The organism is Paracoccus sp. M683 (assembly GCF_007096355.1).
In the GTDB taxonomy this organism is placed as follows: domain Bacteria; phylum Pseudomonadota; class Alphaproteobacteria; order Rhodobacterales; family Rhodobacteraceae; genus Paracoccus.
The window spans coordinates 655,125-675,567 of record NZ_VKDF01000004.1 but is presented as its reverse complement, the minus strand read 5'-3'; the positions used below and the strand labels follow the sequence as shown (position 1 = coordinate 675,567).

Here is a 20,443-nt window from a genome sequence, read left to right as displayed (position 1 = left end):
TTCCCCGCGCGCCTAACCTTCCCCTCGGGCAGGAGGAAACATGGACAGAACAAGTGCGGCGGTCAGCCTGGAACGCGAGGGCGAGATCGCCCTGATCCGCATCGACAACCCACCGGTCAACGCCGCCAGCCATGCGCTGCGCGCCGGGCTGGTCGCGGCCATTCAGGCCATCCAGACCGATCCGGGCATTCGCGCCGCAGGCCTTTATTGCGCTGGCCGCACCTTTGTTGCGGGCGCCGACATCCGCGAATTTGGCCAGCCGCCCCAGCCGCCCAGCCTGCCCGAGGTCTGCAATCTGATCGAGGCCTGCCAGATCCCGATCATCGCCGCGATCCACGGCACCGCCCTTGGTGGCGGCTGCGAAATTGCCTTGGCGGCCCATGCCCGGATCGGCATTCATGATGCCAGGATGGGCCTGCCCGAGGTCACCTTGGGCATCATGCCCGGCGCCGGCGGCACGCAGCGGGCGCCGCGGCTGATCGGCATGGCCGCAACGCTGGATCTGGCCCTGTCCGGCAAACCCGTTGCGGCGCAAAAGGCGCTGGCGCTTGGCCTTCTGGACGAGATCAGCGAAGCCGACACGCCGCGCGCCGTGGCGCTGGACGGGGCGCGGCGCGCGGCCTCGGGCCGGCTGGCGACGCGGCGAACCGGCGACCTGACGGTTCTGACCGACCAGACCGCGCTGGACGCCGCGCGGCGCCGGGTCACGGGCGCGGGCATGGCCCATCTGAACGCCCCCCGCCGCATCGTCGAAGCCGTCGCCGCCAGTCCCCTGCCCCTGACGCAGGGCCTGACGGAAGAACGCCGCCTTTATCTGGAATGCCAGAACGATCCGCAGCGCGCGGCGCTGGTTCACGCCTTTTTCGCGGAACGTGTCGTGGCGAAGTTTCCCGAACAACAGGCCAAAGCCCGGCCCCTTCGCCGGATCGGGGTGATCGGCGGCGGCACCATGGGCAGCGGCATCGCCACCGCCTGCCTGCTGGCCGGGTTTCAGGTCACGCTGGTCGAACAGACCGATCAGGCATTGGACCGCGGGCTTTCAACCGTCAGCGCCAATCTGGACGGCGCGCTGAAACGCGGCAAGCTGCGCCCGCAGGACGAACGCGAAACCCGCGCCGCCCTGACCGGCGCCACTGATCTGAACGCTCTCGCCGCAGCCGATCTGATCGTCGAGGCCGTCTTTGAACAGATCGAGATCAAGCGCGAGCTGTTCGCCCGGCTGGACCAGATTGCAGCGCCGGGTACGGTTCTGGCGACGAATACCTCTTATCTTGACGTGAACCAGATCGCGGCGGCGACATCGCGACCGCAGGACGTGATCGGCCTGCATTTCTTTTCGCCGGCCCATGTGATGCGGCTTCTGGAAATCGTTGTGGCCGACCGAACCGCGCCCGATGTCGTATCGACCGGCTTTGCACTGGCCAAAAGGCTGGGCAAGATCGGCGTGCGAGCCGGAGTTTGCGACGGGTTCATCGGCAATCGCATCATGTCGGCCTATCGCCGCGCGGCCGACAACCTGGTGCTGGACGGGGCCGCCCCCGAACAGGTGGACCATGCCATCCGCGATTTCGGCATGGCCATGGGCCCTTTCGAGATGGGCGACCTGGCCGGTCTGGATATTGGCTGGCAGAACCGCCGCCGGCTGGATCCGATCCGTCCGGCGGATGAACGCTATTCCACGCTGGCCGACCGGATGTATGACCTGGGCTGGCTGGGCCGCAAGACCGGGCGCGGCTATTACGACCACAGCGGCGAACACCCGGTGCCCAATCCCGACCTGTCCCCGCTGATCCGCGATGCGCGCGCCGCAGATGGCCGGCCGCTGCGCGAGCTGACCGACCAGCAGATCCGCGACCGCTATCTGACCGCGATGATCGCCGAGGGCGTCCGCGTCTTGCAGGACGGCATCGCCCGGCGGCCGGTCGACATAGATGCGGTCTTTCTGTTCGGCTACGGTTTTCCGCGCCATCTCGGCGGGCCGATGTGCCATGCCGACACCATCGGCGCAGCCGAACTGACCCGCCGGATCACCGAATACGCCGCCGAGGATCCGCAATTCTGGCGCATCCCGCCCCTGCTGGCCCGTCTGGCGGCCGAGGGCGGACGTCTTGCCGATCTGAACGACAAAGGCTGACCGATGGACCTGAATTTCACCCCCGAAGAACTGGCCTTTCGCGACGAGGTTCGCGCCTTTCTGCGCGAGAGCCTGCCCCTCGACATCAGCGATGCCGTCCGCAGGGGCGGCGAGTTGGGCGCCGATATTCTGTCGCGTTTTCATGCGCTGCTGAACGGGCGCGGCTGGCTGGGCTATGTCTGGCCGCGCGACCATGGCGGCACCGGCTGGAACGCGATCCAGCGCCATATCTTCGAAGAGGAAATGGCCGCCGCCGACTGCCCGCGCATCCTGCCTTTCGGCGTCAACATGCTGGGGCCCGTGCTGATCAAATTCGGGTCCGAGGCACAGAAATCCCATTACCTGCCGCGCATTCTGGACGGCACCGACTGGTGGTGTCAGGGCTATTCCGAACCGGGCGCGGGCTCGGATCTGGCCAGCCTGCGCACGCGCGCGGTTCGTGATGGCGACGATTGGGTGCTGAACGGGCAGAAAACCTGGACCACGCTTGGCCAATACGCCAACCGGATCTTCGTTCTGGCCCGCACCCGCGCTGATGGCAAGCCGCAGGAAGGCATCAGCTTCTTTCTGGTCGATCTGGACAATCCGGGCATCGAGATGCGCCCGATCCGCCTTCTGGAAGGCGGGCATGAGGTGAACGAGGTGTTCTTCACCGATGCCCGCATCCCCGCCGACGCGCTGGTGGGCGAGGAAAATCAGGGCTGGACCATCGCCAAATACCTGCTGACCCATGAGCGCACCAATATCGCCGGGGTCGGCCGCAGCTATCGCGCGCTGGCGCAGTTGAAGGATCTGGCGCGGCAGACGATGCGCGATGGTCGCCCGCTGATCGACGATCCGCTTTTCGCGGCGCGCCTGGCCGAGGTCGAGATTGATCTTGAGGCGATGAATATCCTGAACCTGCGCATGCTGGACCAGGCGCAAAAGCGCGGCCAGCCGGGGGCCGAGACCTCGATGCTGAAAATCAAGGGCAGCGTGATCCGCCAGGAAATCAGCGATCTGGCCCGCCGCGTGCTTGGCCCCGCAGCCGCGCCCTTCCCCGGATCGGCGCCGGACAACCTGGCGCTGCTGCCCGAGGATGCGGTAAATAACGCCGCCGATTATTTCAACATGCGCAAGATGTCGATATATGGTGGGTCGAACGAGATTCAGCGCAATATCCTGACCAAAGCCGTGCTGAGGTTATAGATGGATTTCGAACTTTCCGAAGATCGCCGCATGCTGAGGGAAAGCCTGAGCCGCTGGCTGGCCGACCGCTATCCCCCGGATCACCGGCTGAAGGTGGCCTATGATGCGCCCTTCCATGACCCTGCCCTGTGGTCCGAACTGGCCGATCTGGGCGTGCTGCTGGCGATGGCGACCGAGGATGCGGGCGGCTTTGGCGGGTCTGGCTTCGATATTTCCGTCATATTCGAGGCCCTTGGCGCGGCGCTGTGCCCCGAACCTGTTCTGGGCGCGCTGCTGGTTTCACGCCTGCTGGCCGCAGCCGGTCAGGATCAGTCGGGCCTGCTGGATGGATCTGTCCGGTGGGCGCTGGCCGTGGGCGAACCTGATGCGCCCTGGTCGCTGGATCGTATCGCCACGCAGGCGCGGGGCGGCCGGCTGACCGGGCGCAAGGCCTTGGTCTATGGCGGCAATGACGCGGATCGTTTTCTGGTGGTGGCGCGCGATGGCGATCGGCTGTCGGTGCATGAGATCGCCGCCAGCGATGCCGAGGTCGTGGGTTTTGGCACCATCGACGGCGGCGGCGCGGCGGATGTGATCCTGTCTGACACGCCCGCCCGGCTGGTTCTGGATGACGCCGGCAAGGCGATTCAGTCCGCGCTGGATGCCGGACGGCTGGCGCTTTGCGCCGAGGCCGTGGGCGTGATGGATGCCAGCTTCGCCGCTCTGCTGGACTATCTGCGCCAGCGCAAGCAGTTCGGTCGCGCCATCGGCGAGTTTCAGGCGCTGCAACATCGCGCCGCCGATCTGGCGGTGGAAATCGAACAGGCGCGGTCCATCACCTTGCTGGCGGCCTCGCGTCTGGATGGCGAAGGCGCGGCGCGCATGGTCAGCATGGCCAAGAACCTGATTGGCCGGGTCGGTCGTCAGGTGGCCGAGGAATGCACCCAGATGACCGGCGGCATCGGCGTCACCTGGGACTATCACCCCGCGCATCTGACCAAGCGGCTGGTGATGATCGACCATCAGCTTGGCGATACCGACTGGCATCTGCAACAGGTGATGGCAGGGATACGGGCTTAGGCCGCGGCCTTCATCGCCTCATAGGCGGCGATGGCGCGGGTCAGATCCGGGGCGATGTCAGCGGGTGGGCGAAAGCCAATCGACTTGGCCTGCGCCGATGACATCAGTTTCGCCATCATCCCCTCGGGCTTGGTCCGGTCATGCGTAAATTCGCCCCGCCAGCCCGCCAGGTCGGCAATCATCTGGTAATAGTCATCGACCGAATGATCCTGCCCGGCCCCGACATTCAGCAGCGAAGGCAGCGCCTGAAGGTCCGGCAGCCGCGTCAGGATAAAGCGCGACAGGTGGTCAACGTCCAGAAATTCGCGCCGCGCCTGACCGCTGCCCCAGATTTCCACCCGGTCGAGCCCGGCATCGCGCGCGTCGATGACCTTGGTGATCACGGCCGCGATCAGATGCGAGGCCGCGCTGCCGAAATGATCGCCCGTGCCGAACAGGTTGCAGGGGATCAGCGTGCGATAGGCCCGCCCCGGAACCTGCCGGCTGATATAGTCGCAAAGCCGCGCGCCAGTGATCTTGGACAGGGCATAGCCCTCATTCGTGGGTTCCAGCGGGGCGGCCAGCACATCGCCCTCGACCAGCGGCTGACGGTAATCGCGCGGATACATGCAAGACGACCCAAGGAACACCAGCCGCCCTACCCCCGCCCGATGCGCGCCCATGATGACGGCATCGTTCATCGCAAGGTTTTCCGACAGGAAGCCCACCGGATCGGCGATATTGGCCTGAATGCCGCCCACCCGCGCGGCGGCATGGATCACCGCATCGACGGGATTGGCGGCGAACCAATCCGCCACCGCCGCCGCATCGGTCAGCGGCAATTCCCCGCGTCCAGGGGCCAGCAATTCCAGATCAGGCGCGACCTCGTGCGCCAGCCGCCGCAACGACTGGCCCAGCATTCCCGACCCGCCGGTCAGAAGAACGCGCATCAGTCGCCCGCCCCCATCAGTCGCCGGTCTGCCGGGCGTAAACGTCTTCGTAACGGATGATGTCATCCTCGCCCAGATAGACGCCGGTTTGCACCTCGATCAGCACCATCGGCACCTTGCCGGGATTCTCCATCCGGTGAACGGCGCCGAGGGGCACATAGATCGACTGGTTCTCGGTCACCAGCGTCACCGCATTGTCGACCGTCACCTTGGCGGTGCCGCTGACCACGATCCAATGTTCCGAGCGATGCACATGGCTTTGCAGCGACAAGGCCGCGCCGGGCTTGACCACGATGCGCTTGACCTGAAAGCGGTCGTCGATGGCCAGCGTCTCGAACCAGCCCCAGGGGCGGTGATCGCGGGGGAACAGTTCCGCCTGCTTGCGGCCCTGCGCCTTCAGCGAGGACACCGCCTGTTTCACGTCCTGCGCCCGGTCCATCGGCGCCACCAGCACCGCATCCGAGGTCGCCACCACCATCATGTCGGTCAGCCCGATGCCCACGACCTGCATATCGGCACTGTCCGAGCGCAGCAGCACATTGTCGCAGTCGATGGCAGTGGCATGGCCATCCGTGACCGCGCCGCGATCCGCCGGGGCGCCGTCCTGCATTTCGCGCCAGACGGCATCCCAACCGCCCAGATCGGACCAATGGCCCGAAAAGGCCACCACCGACAGGTTCGTGGCCTTTTCCAGCACCGCATAGTCGATGGATTCGTCGCGCAAGCCCTGCCACGGACCCCGCGCCAGCCTGAGAAAACCCAGATCGGTCATCGCGCCGTCTACGGCGGCCTGAACCGGCTCGACATAATCCGCCGCATGGGCGGCAAAGGCGTCGATCATGGTCTGCGCCGCGAAAAGGAAGATCCCGGCGTTCCACAGATACCCACCCTCGGCCAACATCTCGGTGGCCCGCGCGGCATCGGGCTTTTCAACGAAACGCTTCAGCGGCAGCGGGCCGTCGCCCGTGCCATCGACCTGAAGATAGCCATAGCCGGTTTCGGGGCGGGTCGGCGTGATGCCGAAGGTCACGATCCGGCCCGCGCGGGCGGCAACCGCGCCCGCCTGCACCGCCCGGTCAAAGCCCGCACTGTCAGGGATGACGTGATCCGAGGGCGCGACCAGCAGCAATGCCTGCGGATCGTCCGCCGCCACGCGCAACGCGGCGGCCAGGATCGCAGGGGCGGTGTTGCGGCCCGCAGGCTCGATCACGATGGCGGCGGGGGCGATGCCGATCTGGTCCAGCTGCTCGGCCACGATAAAGCGGAAATCGGCATTGGTCATCACCACCGGCGCGCCGTAACCCGGACCTGACAGCCGCCTTGCGCTGGCCTGAAACAGCGATTCCGGCCCGATCAGCGGCGCGAATTGCTTGGGGAACGCCTTGCGCGAGGCCGGCCACAGCCGCGTGCCGCTGCCCCCTGCCATCAGAACCGGCGTGATCAGGCTCATTCCACTACCCCATAGGCGCGCCGCGCCAAGCGTTCGGTTTCCAGCAGCCGCACATCTTCGGCCACCATCTCGGCTACCAGCGTGGCAAAGGGCGTGGTCGCCGTCCAGCCCAATTTTTCCCGCGCCTTGGTCGGGTTGCCCAGCAACTGCTCGACCTCGGTGGGGCGGAAATAGACGGGGTCAATGCCGACAAGGCAGTGATTGGTGCCGGCCTGAAAGCCCTGTTCATCGACGCCCTCACCACGCCATTCGATCGCGATCCCGACCTCGGCAAAAGCCAGCTCGCAAAATTCGCGGACGGAGTGCATATCGCCAGTGGCCAGCACAAAATCCTCGGGCACATCATGCTGAAGGATGCGCCACATGCCCTCGACATAGTCGCGCGCATGGCCCCAATCGCGCTGCGCGTCCAGATTGCCCAGATACAGCCGCTCTTGCAGGCCCAGCTTGATGGCAGCGACGGCGCGGGTGATCTTGCGGGTCACGAAGGTCTCGCCCCGGATCGGGCTTTCATGGTTGAAGAGGATGCCGTTGCAGGCAAACATCCCATAACCCTCGCGGTAATTCACCGTGATCCAATAGGCGTAAAGCTTGGCCGCCGCATAGGGCGAGCGCGGATAGAAGGGCGTCGTCTCGCTTTGCGGGACTTCCTGCACCTTGCCGTAAAGTTCCGAGGTCGAGGCCTGATAGAAGCGCACGCGATCGGTCATGTTCAGCAGCCGGATGGCTTCCAGCAGGCGCAGCGTGCCGGTGCCGTCGGCATTGGCGGTATATTCCGGCATCTCGAAACTGACCTTGACATGGCTTTGCGCGGCCAGGTTATAGATCTCGTCGGGCTGAACCTCGGCCACGGTGCGGATCAGCGCCGTTGAATCGGTCATGTCGCCGTAATGCAGGTGGAAATTGCTGCCGGAATGTTCGTCGATCTGCAAATGGTCGATGCGGCCGGTGTTGAAGCTGGACGAGCGGCGCTTGACGCCGTGAACCTCGTATCCCTTGGACAGCAGAAGCTCGGCCAGATAGGCGCCATCCTGGCCGGTGATGCCGGTGATCAGGGCACGTTTGGTCATGGTTTGCGTCCTTTCAGAAACGGTCGGCGACGGTCTGGACGACCTCGCGCAGTCGCGCGATCTGGGGCGCGATCGGGTAATGGTGATTGCCGACGAACAGCCCGTCGCGGTCGATCTTTTCAGCCGCGATGATGGGCGAGCCGGTGCTGTGGTCAAGCTTCTCGATCACTGGGTTGTTCAGGAAATTCCCGGTGACGATGGGGCGGCATTCGATTTCGGCGGCTTGCAGGGCGGCGACCAGATCGCTGCGGCGGCCCGCCAGCCGCCCCTTCAGCACCATCGCAAAGCCAAACCACGAGGATTCCCCGGTTTCCTGCTGGATATCGAGGAAATCGAGATCGGCAAATTCGCGCTGGAAGATCTTGCCATTCTCGCGCCGGGCGGCGACGAAGCCGGGCAGTTTTGCCAGCTGAGGACGGCCCAATGCGCCCTCCATCTCTAGCGGGCGCAGGTTATAGCCGGGCAACACGAAACGGAACTGCGCCACGAAGGGATCGGGATCGACCGGCAGATGGGTGTCGGCGGGCAGGCCACGGGTCCAGCCATGGGCGCGCATCGACAGCATCGTGTCGTAAAGCTTGCGGTCATCGGTGATGACCATGCCGCCTTCCATGGTGCAGATGTGATGCGAGAAAAAGCTGCTGAAGGTGCCGAAAAAGCCAAACGCGCCGGCCATTTCGCCGTTCAGGCTGGCGCCCATGGATTCGCAATTATCCTCGATCAGCAGGATGCCGGCATCCTTGCAGATGGCGCGCAGCCGGTCGGCCTGCACCGGATTGCCCAGCAGGTTGACCGCAAAGACGGCGCGGGTGCGCGGCGTGATGGCGGCGGCCACCAGATCGGGGTCGATGTTCAGCGTGGCCTGGTCGATATCGACAAAGCGCAGGCGCATCCCGGTCTGGGTGATCGGGAAATAGGTGGTGGACCAGCTGACCGCCGGCACGATGATTTCGTCCCCCTGCTTCCAGCCGAGGTCCGGGTGCCAAAAGGCCGAGGCCACGGCCAGCAGGTTCGCGGTCGAGCCGGACGAGGCCATGACCCCGTAGCGTTTGCCGAAATGATCGGCAAAGGCCTGCTCATAGGCGCGAACCTCGTCGCCCATGGTGAAACGGCCGGATTTGATGACCCGGTCCAACGCCGCATATTCGGCGTCGTCCCAGGTCGTGCTGGCAAGTGGATAGAACAAGGGGGCACCCGGTAAATGACGTGACCTTCCGGGCATAGACCAAACCCGCGCCCACGCCAAGCCGGCGTGCATTATCCAAGTATCACCAACAGTTTAAGAAACTGTTTCGTTCGCCTTCCCCTTCATCGGGCGGCCGGCCACATAGGTTTGCGCAATCGACCGGTCATCCCCCATGATCTGAAGGATGAACAGTTCCTGCGCCAGCGTCTCGGCGCGTTCCATGCGCAGGGCCATTGCCGGCGTGGCGCGGCTGTCCAGCACCACCAGATCGGCATCGCTGCCGCGTGCCAGGGTGCCGATCTGGTCCACCATGCCAAGCGCGATGGCATTGCCTCGCGTGATCCAGTGGAACCCGGCGAAGGGGGTCAGCTTCTGCCCGTCAAGTTGCAGGATCTTGTAACCTTCGTTCAGCGTTTGCAGCATGGAATAGCTGGTGCCGCCGCCGACATCGGTGGCAATGCCGCTGACAACGCCCGAGGCGCGCAATCCAGCCTCGTCAAACAGGCCCGAGCCGAGGAACAGGTTCGAGGTCGGGCAGAAGATGGCGCGGCTGCCGGTTTCCGCCATGCGGGCGATTTCGCGCGGCTCAAGGTGGACGCAATGGCCCAGCAGCAGGTTTTCGCTGAGCAGCCCGTATTTCTCATAGATATCCAGATAGTCGCGGGCGCTTGGATAAAGCTGTTTCGCCAGCGCGATCTCGTCGCGGTTTTCCGACATATGGGTTTGAACATGACAATCGGGATGTTCCGCCACCAGCGTGCCCGCCGCATGCATCTGTTCGGGCGTCGAGGTGATGGCGAAACGGGGCGAGATGGCGTAACGCTGTCGCCCGCGCCCGTGCCATTTCTCCAGCAGGCGCTTGCTGTCATCATAGCCTTGCTGCGCCGTGTCCAGAACGGCCGGCAGGGCGTTGCGATCCATCATCACCTTGCCGGCGATCATCGCCATGTTGCGCGCCTCTGCCGCCGAAAACAGCGCCTCGGCGCTTTCGGGGTGGACGGAACAGAAGGCGGTCGCGGTGGTGGTGCCATGCGCGGCCAGCAGGTCGAGGAACCGCCCCGCCATCGCCTGCGCATGGGCCGGGTCGGCAAAGCGCGCTTCCTCGGGGAAGGTATAGGTGTTCAGCCAGTCCAGCAGCTGTGCGCCCCAGCTGGCGATCACCTGCACCTGCGGGAAATGGATGTGCGGGTCGATGAAGCCGGGCAGGATCAGGTTCGGGCGGTGGTCGATTTCCGCGAGGCCCGGTTCGCGCAAATCGGTGTAGTCACCGACGGCCCGGATGATGCCATCCTCGATCAGGATGGCGCCGTCTTCCAGATAGCGGTGGTTGTCATCGGTCACGGCCGGGTCGGCGTGAAAATCGAGGACGCGGCCCCGGATCAGCTGTCGCATGGGTATTTTTCCGAGAAAGAAGCCGTCAGTTCGACAAGAAGTTCTGCGGCGGTAAAGGCGGCGATAACGGCGGGGCGCTTGTCGCCCGTGTCATTGACGCCGATGGGGCACACAAGGCGGTCAGGATCGACGTTTTGGATGCGGGCGAAGCGGTGGAATTGCGCGCGTTTCGTGGCGCTGCCGATCATGCCGACATAGGCCAGATCGGTGCGGGTCAGGGCCTCGGCCGCCAGCAGGAAGTCCAGCGCGTGGTCATGGGTCAGGACCACGATGGCGCTGCCCGGAATGGCTGCGCGAATCTCGGCCTCGGGCAGTGGCGTCAGGCGGATCGTGGTGCCGACAGCGGCCTTGGCCAGTTCCGCAGCGCGGCTGTCGATCAGGATGGGGGTCAGCGGCAGGGGTTGCAGCGCCAGCGCAAGGGCGCGGCCGACATGGCCGGCACCGAAGATCAGCACCTGAGGGTGGGTTTCCGCGCGCGGCCCACCCCGGTCGAGTTGCAGGATGACGCGGCCACCGCAGCATTGGCCGATCTCGGGGCCGAGGGGGATGTCCATCCGGGCCTCGGCTTCGTTCTTGGCCAGCATCTGCCGGGCGCGGTCGATGGCCATATATTCCAGCTGCCCGCCGCCGATGGTGCCGGTGACCGAGGCGGGGCCGACGAACATCTCGGCCCCCGCCTCGCGCGGGGTGGAACCGCGCGCCGATATGACCCGGACGCGGATCATCCGCGCAGCCGTTCCACGGCCATCAGAACGCGCTCGGGCGTGGCGGGGGCGTCAAGCCGGGCCGGTTCGCGGTAATCGTTCATGGATGCCACGGCCATGTTGATCGCCTCGAATACGCAGATGCCCAGCATGAAGGGCGGCTCGCCCACGGCTTTGGATCGCTTGATGCTGCGCTCGGCGTTTTCGGACCAGTCGGCGAGGTTCACGTTGAAGATGCGCGGGCGGTCGCTGGCCAGCGGGATCTTGTAGGTGGATGGCGCATGGGTCTTTAGCTCGCCCTTTTCGTTCCACCAGAGTTCCTCGCAGGTCAGCCAGCCGGTGCCTTGGACAAAGGCCCCCTCGACCTGGCCCTTGTCGATAATCGGGTTCAGCGAACGGCCCACATCATGCAGCACATCGGCGCGGTCTATCACATATTCGCCGGTCAGCGTATCGACCGAGACCTCGGCCACCGCCGCGCCATAGGCGAAGTAATAGAAGGGCCGACCGCGCCCCGTGGCGCGATCCCAGTGGATTTCCGGCGTTTTGTAGAACCCCGCCGCCGACAGGTGGATGCGGGCCATATAGGCGGCCTTGATCACCTCGTCGAAGGGGATGGCCGTGTCGCCCGCCATGATATGGCCGGGGACAAAGCGCACGCGGTCGCGCGGCGCCTGCCAGCGTTCAGCGACGAAATCAATCAGCCGATCCTTGATCTGATCCGCCGCGTTCAGCGCCGCCATGCCGTTCAGGTCAGTGCCCGAGGATGCTGCCGTGGCCGAGGTATTCGGCACCTTTTCCGTCGTGGTCTTGGTGATCTTGATCCGGCTGAGGTCGCATTGGAAGGCCTCGGCCACGACCTGGGCCACCTTGGTGTTCAGCCCCTGCCCCATCTCGGTGCCGCCATGGTTCAGCGCGATCGAGCCGTCGCTGTAGATATGGATCAGCGCGCCGGCCTGATTGTACCAGGTGGCGGTGAAGCTGATACCGAACTTCACCGGCGTCAGGGCGATGCCCTTGCGGATGGTTCCGCCCTTGGCGTTCCAGTCCAGCACCGCCTGACGCCGCGCGGCATAATCGCTGCTGGCGGTCAGGTCCTCGAAGATGCGTGGCAGGATCTGGTCGGTGACCTCTTGATGATAGGGGGTCAACTGGCCGTTCTGATAGAGGTTCAACTGCCTGATTTCCAAGGGATCGCGGCCAAGGGCATAGGCGATTTCCTCGATGATGCGTTCGGCCACGATCACACCCTGCGGGCCGCCAAAGCCGCGGAAGGCGGTATTGCTGACGGTATTGGTGCGCATCGGATGGCTGCTGACGCGGACATCAGGGTAGTAATAGGCGTTATCGGCATGAAACAGCGCGCGATCCGTCACCGGGCCCGACAGGTCCGCCGAGAAGCCGCAGCGGGCATACCAATCGCCCTGGACGGCGAGAATGCGGCCCTCATCGTCAAAGCCCACCTCGTAATCGACGACGAAATCATGGCGTTTTCCGGTGGCCGACATGTCGTCATCGCGGTCGGGGCGGATTTTCACCGCGCGGTGCCATTTCTTCGCGGCAACGGCGGCGATGCAGGCGAACAGGTTCATCTGCGTTTCCTTGCCGCCGAAGCCTCCGCCCATGCGGCGGACGTTCACGACAACGGAATGCGAGGGCACGCCCAGCACATGCGCGACCATGTGCTGCACCTCGGACGGGTGCTGGGTCGAAACGTTGATGATCACGTCCTCATCCTCGCCCGGCACGGCCATGGCGATCTGGCCTTCCAGATAGAAGTGATCCTGCCCGCCGATGCCCATGCGGCCCTTGATCCGGTGCGGCGCATTGGCCATGCCCCTATCGGCATCCCCGCGGCGCAGGGTCAGGGGATCGGTGACATAGCCCATATCGGCCAATTTGGCCGCCATCGGGTCCAGCGCATGGGGCAGCGCATCATAGGTGATCTTGGCCAAAGCCGCCGCACGACGGGCCTGATCGCGGGTTTCGGCCACGACGGCAAAGATGGGCTGTCCCCAGAACTTGACCTCTGCGTCCGCGAGGATCGGATCGTCGTGATGGCCTGCGGGCGAGACATCGTTGACGCCCGGCAGGTCGGCGGCGGTCAGCACGTCGATCACCCCCGGCGCGGCGCGCACGGCGTCCAGATCCATCGCCACAATCCTGCCATGGGCGCATTTCGACAGGCCCAGATAGGCGTGGATCAGCCCGAACGGCTCGCTCAGGTCGTCGGTATATTCGGCGCGGCCGGTGACATGCTTGATGGCGCTGTCATGGGCGGTGTCCATATGCGCCAGGCCCTTGATGGTGATTTCGTCCTTCATGGTCATTCCCCCACCGCATAGTTCAGCCGCACCGGCAGCGCGAGTTCGGATTGCTCCAGCCAGAAGCGCCGGATCAGGTTCGCCGCCACCGTGCTGCGGTAATCGGCACTGGCGCGCATATCGGTCAGCGGCGTGAAGTCGGCGCGCACGGCCCGCGCCGCCGCATCGAATGCTGCCTGCCCCCAGGGCTGGCCAATCAGCGCCGCCTCGGCACCGGCGGCGCGTTTCGGCGTGCCCGCCATGCCGCCAAAGGCGATACGGGCATTCGCGATCCGGCCCCCGTCGACGGTCACGCAAATCCCCACCGCGACCGAGGAAATGTCGCTGTCCCGCCGTTTGCTGATCTTGTAGCCCGCGATCTTGGCGCCCCTGTTCAGCGGGATGATGACGCTTTCGACGAACTCGCCGGGCGCGCGATCCTGCTTTCCATAGTCGATGAAATAATCCTGCAAGGCGACCTCGCGCCGCACGTCGCCCCGGCGCAGCACGATCCGCCCGCCAAGCGCGATCAGCAAGGGCGGCGTGTCGCCGATGGGCGAGCCATTGGCGATGTTCCCGCCCACGGTGCCCATGTTGCGCACCTGCCAACCGGCGATCCGCTGCCAGTAATCCAGCGCCTCGGCCAGGTGCTGGGCGATCAGCGGCTCGGCCTCGGAATAGGTCACACCTGCGCCTATTTTCAGTTCGGTGTCAAACACTTCCACGCCCTTCATCAGATGACCGATGAAGATTGTCGGGCTGATATTGCGCAGGAATTTCGTAACCCAAAGGCCAACATCGGTCGCACCCGCCACCAGCGTCGGTTTTTCGTGTTCCAGAAGCAGTGCGGCCAGATCGTCCGTGTCCGCCGGGATGATCGCACGGTTCGCACCGCGTGCGACCTCGACCCGGCCCGCCGGGATCGCCCGCAGCTTGGCCATCACGCCCTCGCGTTCAACCGCCAGCGCATCCATCGCCTGCCCGCCCGCCGCCTGCGCGGCCAGCGCGGCCTTGATGATCGGCGCATAGCCGGTGCAGCGGCAGAGATTGCCTTGCAGCGCCACCTCGATGGCCATGGCATCGGCCTGCGGGTTGCTCATCCACAGACCATAAAGCGCCATGACAAAGCCCGGCGTGCAGAAACCGCATTGGCTGCCGTGATGCTCGACCATCGCCTGCTGCACCGGATGCAAGCCGCCATCCGGCCCGCGCAGATGTTCCACCGTCACGATATGACAGCCGTGGCAGGACGCCAGAAAGCGGATGCAGGCATTCACCGGCTCATAGACCAGACCCGAGGGCGTCAGCCGCCCGGCCAGCACCGTGCAGGCGCCGCAATCGCCCTCGGCGCAGCCTTCCTTGGTGCCGGTCATGCGCCGGTCGATGCGCAGAAAATCCAGCAGCGTGTCCGAGCCGCCGGCCTCGGTCAGCGTGATTTCCCGGTCATTCAGCAGAAAGCGCAATTCGCCCGTCATCTCGTCCTCTCACCCGTTCATGAATTTCAGCCTAGGCCGGAAATTCCCGTTGCGAAATCATCCGAGACGTTGAAGACTTTACACGATCCATTGAAAACGGCCAATCGTCATGTCCTATCTCGAAAGCCTTCGGGTCTTTGTCCGCGTCATCGAGCTTGGCTCGATCACCTCTGGCGGGCGCGATCTGCGGCTGTCGCCCGCTGTTGCCTCGAACCGGATCAAGGATCTGGAAAACCGCTTTGGCGTCAGGCTGTTGAACCGCACCACCCGCAAGCTGACCCCCACGGAAATCGGTCGGGTCTTTTATGAAAACGCCCGCCGCGTGATCGAGACGCTGGACGAGGCCGAGGCCGTGATCGGCAGTTTTTCGGGCACGCCGCAGGGGGTGATCCGGCTGACCGCGCCCTTGGGGCTGGGGCGACGGCTGATCGCACCGCTGATCCCGGTCTTTTGCCGCGACAATCCCGGTGTCGACGTGCAGCTGCGGCTGTCGGATCGCACGGTCAATATCGTCGAGGACGGGATCGACCTGGCGTTTTTTCTGGGCGAACCGCAGGATTCGGCGCTGAAATGGCGCAAGGTGGCCGATTGCCCGCGCCTGCTGGTCGCCTCGCCCGGTTATCTGGAACAGGCCGGCACGCCGCAGGAACCCGACGACCTGAAGAACCACAATTGCCTGCTGCTGCGATACCCGCGCAGCCCGGAATATTTCTGGACCCTGCAAACCGATGAAGGGCCACGCAAGATGATGGTTTCGGGCCGGTTCGACACCGATGACGGCGATGTGCTGACCACATGGGCGCTGGCCGGCGAGGGCATTGCCAACCGCCCCGGATACGAGGTGGCACATCACATCAAGGATGGGCGGTTGGTCGAGGTTCTGGCCGAAAACCGTCCGCTGGCCGCGCAATTCGGATGCCTGACGCCGCATCGTCGGTTGCAGGATCCCAAGGTGCGGATGTTCGCGGATTATGCCGCCAGAGAGTTGAAAAAGGCATTCTGATGGCCGGACATGATCATCATCATCATCACGGCGCAGACCCCGCCCCTCATGCCGAACACCAAGGTCGCCCCGCGCCAGACCCCGCCCAGGTCAACCGGCTGGCGGTGGCCGCGACGCTGCATTGCCTGACCGGCTGTGGCATCGGCGAGGTTCTGGGCATGGTCATCGGCACAGGCCTTGGCTGGGGCAATCTGCAAACGATGGGGCTGGCGATCGTGCTGGCCTTTATCTTCGGCTACGCCCTGACCATGGTGCCACTGTTGCGATCGGGGATGACCATGGGGCAGGCGCTGCGGATCGGGCTGGCCGCCGACACCGCCTCGATCACGGTGATGGAGATCGTGGACAACCTGATCATCCTCGCCGTTCCCGGCGCGATGGATGCGCATCTGGACAGCCCGCTATTCTGGGGCACGCTGGCGGTGGCGCTGATCATCGCGGCCTTTGCCGCCTATCCGGTCAATCGCTGGCTGATCGCACGGGGGCGCGGGCATGCGCTGGCCCATCAACATCACGGCCACTAGGATACCCGACGGCCGCCCCTACCCTGCCGGCGCGCGTTCGACCAGCAGCTTGTCGATGCGCCGGCCGTCCAGATCGACCACCTCGATCCGCCATCCGTCGATCACGATGCGATGGCCCACCTGCGGCAACACCCCGGCCCGGTCCAGCACCAGCCCGGCCACGGTGTCATAGTCACTGGACCGACCCAGATCCATCCCTAGGCGGGCCGCAAATTCATCCGCCGGCATCCAGCCCGCAACCAGAAAAGAGCCGTCCTCGCGTTCGACCATCTTGGGCTCGTCGCCATCGGTTTCGTCAAAGCCGCCGGCAATCGCGCCAAGGATATCCATGGCCGTGATTACCCCCTGAAACTGGCCATATTCGTCATAGACCAGCAGCATATGGCCCGGCGCCTGTTTCAGCCGGTCGATCACCTCCATGGCGGGCAGCGCCTCGGGGATGACGGGGGCAGGCGTGGCCAGATCGCGCAGGTCAAAGCCGCGTCCCGAGGGCAGATTCAGCACATCGCGGCTGTGCAGGACGCCGATGATCTCGTCCGGGGCGCCGTCCCGGACCGGCAGGCGCGACCGGCCCGAGCGACGGAACCGGGCCAGAACCTCGGCCCGGCTTTCGTCTGCCTTCGCGATTTCCAGTTCCGGGGTGGCGGTCATCAGACCGCGCGCCGTGCGGTCAGCGATGCGCATGACACCCTCGATCATCCGGGTCTCTCCGCGCTCGATCACGCCGGCGCCCTCGGCCTCGGCGATGATGGTGCGGATTTCCTCGTCGCTGACGCTGCTGTCACGCCGGCCCGACTGGCCCAGGATCGCCAGCACCACCCGCCCGGACCGGTCCAGCAGCCAGACCAGCGGCGCAGCGATGCGTGACAGCAGCACCATCGCAGGGGCCACGCGGGCGGCAATGGCATCAGCATTGGCAAGCGCGATCTGCTTGGGCACCAACTCGCCCACGATCAGCGACAGATAGGTGATGGCCACCACCACGATGCCCACGCCCAAAGGCTCGGCCAGACTGGCGCGCAGACCAGCATCCGCCAGGAACTGTCCCATCCGCAACCCAAGCGTCGCCCCCGAAAACGCGCCCGACAGCACGCCGACAAGGGTGATCCCGATCTGCACGGTCGACAGGAAGCGCCCCGGCTCCTCGGCCAGCCGCATGGCTGTGGCGGCGCCCCGGTCGCCCCGGCCGGCGCGCAGCCGCAGCCGCGCCGGGCGCGCCGAGACGACCGCCAGTTCGGACATGGCAAGGACGCCGTTCAGCAGTATCAGGCAAAGAAGAATGGCAATTTCAAAAGCCACGGCAGCCCCATCGAGAAAACAGCATTGTCAGGTCAGGCGAATGCCTGGACGATCAGCATGATCGCAGTCTTGACCATCGCATAGGCCACCGCCCCCGACAGCAGCAACGAGGCGATCCCGGCCAGCACCCCGAAAATCGTCCACAGCCCGTCGCGTTCCAGAACGCCAAGGGCGATCAGGCAGATCGCGAACGAAGGCAGCATATTGGCCAGCGGGATCGGCAGCGTCACCACCACGGCAAGAACCAGTGCAAAGGCCCCCAGAACATGTTCTGCCGTGGGGCCGACGACCCAGCCAAGACGCGGCCGCAACAGCCGTTCAACCCGCGTCAGAAATGGCAGCGCGCGCTGCACCATGGCGCGGAAGGCCGGCATGGACACGCCCTGCTGGCCGATCAGCCTGGGCAGCCAGGGAATGCGGCCCAGCATCATCTGCCCGGTCAGATACAGAAGCGGCAGCCCCAAGACGGCGGACAGGCCAGGCGGGGCGGGAAAGACATTGGGAAAGGCGAACAGAAAGATCAGCGCGGCGCGGGCGCGTCCCTCGATCAGGTGCATCAGGTCGTCGATGGTGATGTCGCTGCGCCGATCATCCTGCGCAATGGCGGCCAGAATTTGCGACAGGCGCTTGCGCGGCAATTTGCTGCCGCGCCTGCTTCGCGGGACATCATCCCCCGCCGAGGGATCACTTTCGGTCGATCCGGCGTCGACTGCATCGGTGGAAAGGCCGGGCCTTGCGCCCGCATCGTCCATCATCTGTTTTTCCGCATTTGCGACCGGCCAAAACTAGGGCCGATCGCCGCGCCGATCCAGAGCTGTTTTCAGCCCCCACGGCTTCGTGTCAGTTGGCCGCCAGCGCAGTCCCCCGCGCCGCGCGATACCAGCGGATGATGGCATCGCGTTCCTCGGGCTCCATGAAGCTGACATTGGCGGGGGGCATGGCATCGGTCACCCCGGCTTGCAGATAGATCTCGCGCGCGGCGCGGGCGATGTCGCCGGGCGTTTCCAGGAACAGGCCCTTGGGGGCATGGTAAATCCCCTCATAGAACGGTTCGCGCGAATGGCACATCGAACAGCGCCCAGTGACATAGCCGCTGACCTCGTCAAAACCTTCGGCCTGGGCAAAGCGGGCCTCCAGCGGGGTCAGGGCGCGGGCCTCGGCGGTTTCCAGCGGTTCCTGGCGCAAGCCAAGCGAGGACAGGAACATGATCATGATGAACAGGATCGCCGTCACCAGCCAGGTCCACCACAGCTCGCCCTTGCGGGCATGCATGGTGTTGAAGAAATGCCGGATCGTCACGCCCATCAGAAAGACCAGCGCCGCGATCAGCCAGTTATATTCGCTGGCGAAGGCAAGCGGGTAATGGTTCGACAGCATCAAGAAGATGACCGGCAGCGTCAGATAGTTGTTATGGGTCGACCGCAGCTTGGCGATCTTGCCGTATTTCGGATCGGCCGGACGCCCTGCCTTCAGGTCGTTCACCACGATGCGCTGGTTCGGCATGATGATGAAGAACACATTGGCCGTCATGATCGTGGCGGTGAATGCCCCCAGATGAAGCAGCGCCGCGCGGCCCGAAAACACCTGATCATAGCCCCAGCCCATCACCACCAGCGCCACGAACAGCAGCAGCATCAGCACGGTCGGCTGCTCGCCCAGCTTGGATTTGCACAGCGTGTCATAGATCAGCCAGCCGATCGCCAGCGACCCGGCCGAGATCAGAATCGCCTGAAACTGCGACAATTCCATCTTCGAGGGGTCGATCAGGAACAGCTCGGCCCCCGCCCAATAGGTGACCATCAGCAGCGCCGCACCGCTAAGCCAGGTCGAATAGCTTTCCCATTTGAACCAGGTCAGATGTTCCGGCATCCGTTCCGGCGCGACCAGATATTTGTTGATGTGGTAAAAGCCGCCGCCATGGACCTGCCATTCCTCGCCATGCGCGCCCTTGGGCAGGCCGGGCGCCTTTTGCAGCCCAAGATCCAGCGCGATGAAATAGAACGAGCTGCCGATCCAGGCCACGGCGGTGATGACATGAACCCAGCGGATCGCGAAGGCCATCCATTCCCAGATGATCGTGATGTCAGGAATCATGGATCAGCTTCCCCGATAGGTCGAATAGCCGAAGGGCGAGATCAGCAGCGGAACGTGATAGTGATCGTCCTGCGACATGCCAAAGCGGATCGGGATCACATCCAGAAAGCGCGGGCTTTCGGGCGCCACGCCGGTGGCGTCCATCCAGGCGCCGGCATGAAATTCCAGCTCATAGCTGCCGGTGGTGAAATCGGCCTCGGGCAGGATCTGGCTGTCGGTGCGGCCATCGGCATTCGTCACCAGCCGGGCCAGTTCCGTGCGACCGCCGTTTTCCAGCCGATACAGCACGATTTCCATCCCTTGTGCGGGGGTGCCCCGCGCGGTGTCCAGAACATGTGTGGTCAGATATCCGGGCATCCACTCCTCCGCCAGATTATTGCGCTTTCATTGATAACCGAAATCCCCGCGCGCGCGAGACGGCCCTTCGGCAAGGCAGTCTATAATTTTCGTTGAGAATGGGATTGCAGCAATGGCGGGCAGAGTGCCAGGTAGCACAACCGCATCCTGGCATTGACGTTGGACCGCGAACGCCGCGACGCGCCGCGATTTCCTGCTGCTGCCGGTTTCCGAAAGCTTGCCTCGCCCCCCGACCGGCAGCTACGTCATCATGACACCCCTGACGCCAATAGCCAT

The 20,443-nt window shown here is 64.8% G+C and carries 17 protein-coding genes; 5 read left to right on the top strand and 12 right to left on the bottom strand.

What is annotated here, in order from left to right; translation table 11 throughout:
- Positions 1 to 40: 40 nt before the first annotated feature.
- Genes FNJ84_RS10035 through FNJ84_RS10025 form a run of 3 tightly spaced genes read left to right on the top strand, consistent with a single transcriptional unit; the run spans position 41 to position 4,381 of the window.
- On the top strand, positions 41 to 2,134 hold the full coding sequence (locus FNJ84_RS10035) for a 3-hydroxyacyl-CoA dehydrogenase NAD-binding domain-containing protein (protein WP_143792953.1): 2,094 nt from the start codon (positions 41 to 43) through the stop codon (positions 2,132 to 2,134).
- Between the two features lie 3 nt (positions 2,135 to 2,137).
- Complete coding sequence (locus tag FNJ84_RS10030) at positions 2,138 to 3,322, top strand: acyl-CoA dehydrogenase family protein (RefSeq protein ID WP_143792952.1); 1,185 nt, start codon at positions 2,138 to 2,140, stop codon at positions 3,320 to 3,322.
- Positions 3,323 to 4,381 carry an acyl-CoA dehydrogenase family protein gene (locus FNJ84_RS10025; protein WP_143792951.1) on the top strand — a complete coding sequence of 353 codons (1,059 nt, stop codon included), beginning with the start codon at positions 3,323 to 3,325 and terminating at the stop codon, positions 4,379 to 4,381. It abuts the gene before it with no gap.
- Here the strand turns inward: FNJ84_RS10025 and FNJ84_RS10020 are convergent.
- The 8 genes from FNJ84_RS10020 to xdhA form a co-directional block, all read right to left on the bottom strand.
- Positions 4,378 to 5,310 carry an NAD-dependent epimerase/dehydratase family protein gene (locus FNJ84_RS10020; RefSeq protein WP_143792950.1) on the bottom strand — a complete coding sequence of 311 codons (933 nt, stop codon included), beginning with the start codon at positions 5,308 to 5,310 and terminating at the stop codon, positions 4,378 to 4,380. The two genes, FNJ84_RS10025 and FNJ84_RS10020, sit on opposite strands and share 4 nt — an antisense overlap.
- Before the next feature lie 16 nt (positions 5,311 to 5,326).
- Complete coding sequence (locus tag FNJ84_RS10015) at positions 5,327 to 6,760, bottom strand: mannose-1-phosphate guanylyltransferase/mannose-6-phosphate isomerase (RefSeq protein ID WP_143792949.1); 1,434 nt, start codon at positions 6,758 to 6,760, stop codon at positions 5,327 to 5,329.
- Positions 6,757 to 7,830, bottom strand: a complete 1,074-nt coding sequence (gmd, locus tag FNJ84_RS10010) for a GDP-mannose 4,6-dehydratase (protein ID WP_143792948.1) — start codon at positions 7,828 to 7,830, stop codon at positions 6,757 to 6,759. Before gmd ends, FNJ84_RS10015 begins: the two co-directional genes overlap by 4 nt.
- Before the next feature lie 13 nt (positions 7,831 to 7,843).
- Positions 7,844 to 9,016: a DegT/DnrJ/EryC1/StrS aminotransferase family protein gene (locus FNJ84_RS10005; protein ID WP_255471152.1), complete on the bottom strand. Its 1,173-nt coding sequence runs from the start codon at positions 9,014 to 9,016 to the stop codon at positions 7,844 to 7,846.
- A gap of 93 nt (positions 9,017 to 9,109) precedes the next feature.
- Positions 9,110 to 10,408, bottom strand: a complete 1,299-nt coding sequence (gene guaD, locus FNJ84_RS10000; RefSeq protein WP_143792946.1) for a guanine deaminase — start codon at positions 10,406 to 10,408, stop codon at positions 9,110 to 9,112.
- Positions 10,396 to 11,133, bottom strand: a complete 738-nt coding sequence (gene xdhC / locus FNJ84_RS09995) for a xanthine dehydrogenase accessory protein XdhC (RefSeq protein ID WP_143792945.1) — start codon at positions 11,131 to 11,133, stop codon at positions 10,396 to 10,398. The genes guaD and xdhC overlap by 13 nt, the downstream gene beginning before the upstream one ends.
- Positions 11,130 to 13,436, bottom strand: coding sequence for a xanthine dehydrogenase molybdopterin binding subunit (gene xdhB, locus FNJ84_RS09990; RefSeq protein WP_143792944.1), 2,307 nt, complete (start codon positions 13,434 to 13,436; stop codon positions 11,130 to 11,132). The genes xdhC and xdhB overlap by 4 nt, the downstream gene beginning before the upstream one ends.
- Before the next feature lie 2 nt (positions 13,437 to 13,438).
- Entirely contained in the window at positions 13,439 to 14,890 is a 1,452-nt protein-coding gene (gene xdhA, locus FNJ84_RS09985; RefSeq protein ID WP_143792943.1) for a xanthine dehydrogenase small subunit, read from the bottom strand.
- Between the two features lie 109 nt (positions 14,891 to 14,999).
- Here xdhA and FNJ84_RS09980 point away from each other — a divergent pair, with 109 nt between their 5' ends.
- On the top strand, positions 15,000 to 15,893 hold the full coding sequence (locus FNJ84_RS09980; protein WP_143792942.1) for a LysR family transcriptional regulator: 894 nt from the start codon (positions 15,000 to 15,002) through the stop codon (positions 15,891 to 15,893).
- Positions 15,893 to 16,417: a DUF4396 domain-containing protein gene (locus tag FNJ84_RS09975; RefSeq protein ID WP_143792941.1), complete on the top strand. Its 525-nt coding sequence runs from the start codon at positions 15,893 to 15,895 to the stop codon at positions 16,415 to 16,417. The genes FNJ84_RS09980 and FNJ84_RS09975 overlap by 1 nt, the downstream gene beginning before the upstream one ends.
- Before the next feature lie 18 nt (positions 16,418 to 16,435).
- On the opposite strand, the gene FNJ84_RS09970 is transcribed toward FNJ84_RS09975, so the two are convergent.
- The 4 genes from FNJ84_RS09970 to uraH form a co-directional block, all read right to left on the bottom strand.
- Complete coding sequence (locus FNJ84_RS09970) at positions 16,436 to 17,716, bottom strand: hemolysin family protein (protein WP_143792940.1); 1,281 nt, start codon at positions 17,714 to 17,716, stop codon at positions 16,436 to 16,438.
- Positions 17,717 to 17,748: 32 nt separating this feature from the next.
- Positions 17,749 to 18,471 carry an exopolysaccharide biosynthesis protein gene (locus tag FNJ84_RS09965; RefSeq protein ID WP_143792939.1) on the bottom strand — a complete coding sequence of 241 codons (723 nt, stop codon included), beginning with the start codon at positions 18,469 to 18,471 and terminating at the stop codon, positions 17,749 to 17,751.
- Positions 18,472 to 18,556: 85 nt separating this feature from the next.
- A complete protein-coding gene (locus tag FNJ84_RS09960; protein ID WP_185968481.1) occupies positions 18,557 to 19,810 on the bottom strand; it encodes a urate hydroxylase PuuD in 1,254 nt (417 codons plus the stop codon).
- 3 nt (positions 19,811 to 19,813) lie between these two features.
- Positions 19,814 to 20,167, bottom strand: a complete 354-nt coding sequence (gene uraH, locus FNJ84_RS09955; protein ID WP_143792938.1) for a hydroxyisourate hydrolase — start codon at positions 20,165 to 20,167, stop codon at positions 19,814 to 19,816.
- Between the last annotated feature and the right edge of the window lie 276 nt (positions 20,168 to 20,443).

Bases quoted from the DNA above. Each gene is read 5' to 3' on its own strand.
- FNJ84_RS10020 (WP_143792950.1), bottom strand. From the start codon at position 5,310: ATGCGCGTTCTTCTGACCGGCGGGTCGGGAATGCTGGGCCAGTCGTTG.
- FNJ84_RS10015 (WP_143792949.1), bottom strand. From the start codon at position 6,760: ATGAGCCTGATCACGCCGGTTCTGATGGCAGGGGGCAGCGGCACGCGG.
- xdhA (WP_143792943.1), bottom strand. From the start codon at position 14,890: ATGACGGGCGAATTGCGCTTTCTGCTGAATGACCGGGAAATCACGCTG.
- FNJ84_RS09960 (WP_185968481.1), bottom strand. From the start codon at position 19,810: ATGATTCCTGACATCACGATCATCTGGGAATGGATGGCCTTCGCGATC.
- FNJ84_RS09980 (WP_143792942.1), top strand. From the start codon at position 15,000: ATGTCCTATCTCGAAAGCCTTCGGGTCTTTGTCCGCGTCATCGAGCTT.
- FNJ84_RS10035 (WP_143792953.1), top strand. From the start codon at position 41: ATGGACAGAACAAGTGCGGCGGTCAGCCTGGAACGCGAGGGCGAGATC.
- FNJ84_RS09965 (WP_143792939.1), bottom strand. From the start codon at position 18,471: ATGATGGACGATGCGGGCGCAAGGCCCGGCCTTTCCACCGATGCAGTC.
- xdhC (WP_143792945.1), bottom strand. From the start codon at position 11,133: ATGATCCGCGTCCGGGTCATATCGGCGCGCGGTTCCACCCCGCGCGAG.
- FNJ84_RS09975 (WP_143792941.1), top strand. From the start codon at position 15,893: ATGGCCGGACATGATCATCATCATCATCACGGCGCAGACCCCGCCCCT.
- FNJ84_RS10030 (WP_143792952.1), top strand. From the start codon at position 2,138: ATGGACCTGAATTTCACCCCCGAAGAACTGGCCTTTCGCGACGAGGTT.
- gmd (WP_143792948.1), bottom strand. From the start codon at position 7,830: ATGACCAAACGTGCCCTGATCACCGGCATCACCGGCCAGGATGGCGCC.
- guaD (WP_143792946.1), bottom strand. From the start codon at position 10,408: ATGCGACAGCTGATCCGGGGCCGCGTCCTCGATTTTCACGCCGACCCG.
- xdhB (WP_143792944.1), bottom strand. From the start codon at position 13,436: ATGAAGGACGAAATCACCATCAAGGGCCTGGCGCATATGGACACCGCC.
- uraH (WP_143792938.1), bottom strand. From the start codon at position 20,167: ATGCCCGGATATCTGACCACACATGTTCTGGACACCGCGCGGGGCACC.
- FNJ84_RS10025 (WP_143792951.1), top strand. From the start codon at position 3,323: ATGGATTTCGAACTTTCCGAAGATCGCCGCATGCTGAGGGAAAGCCTG.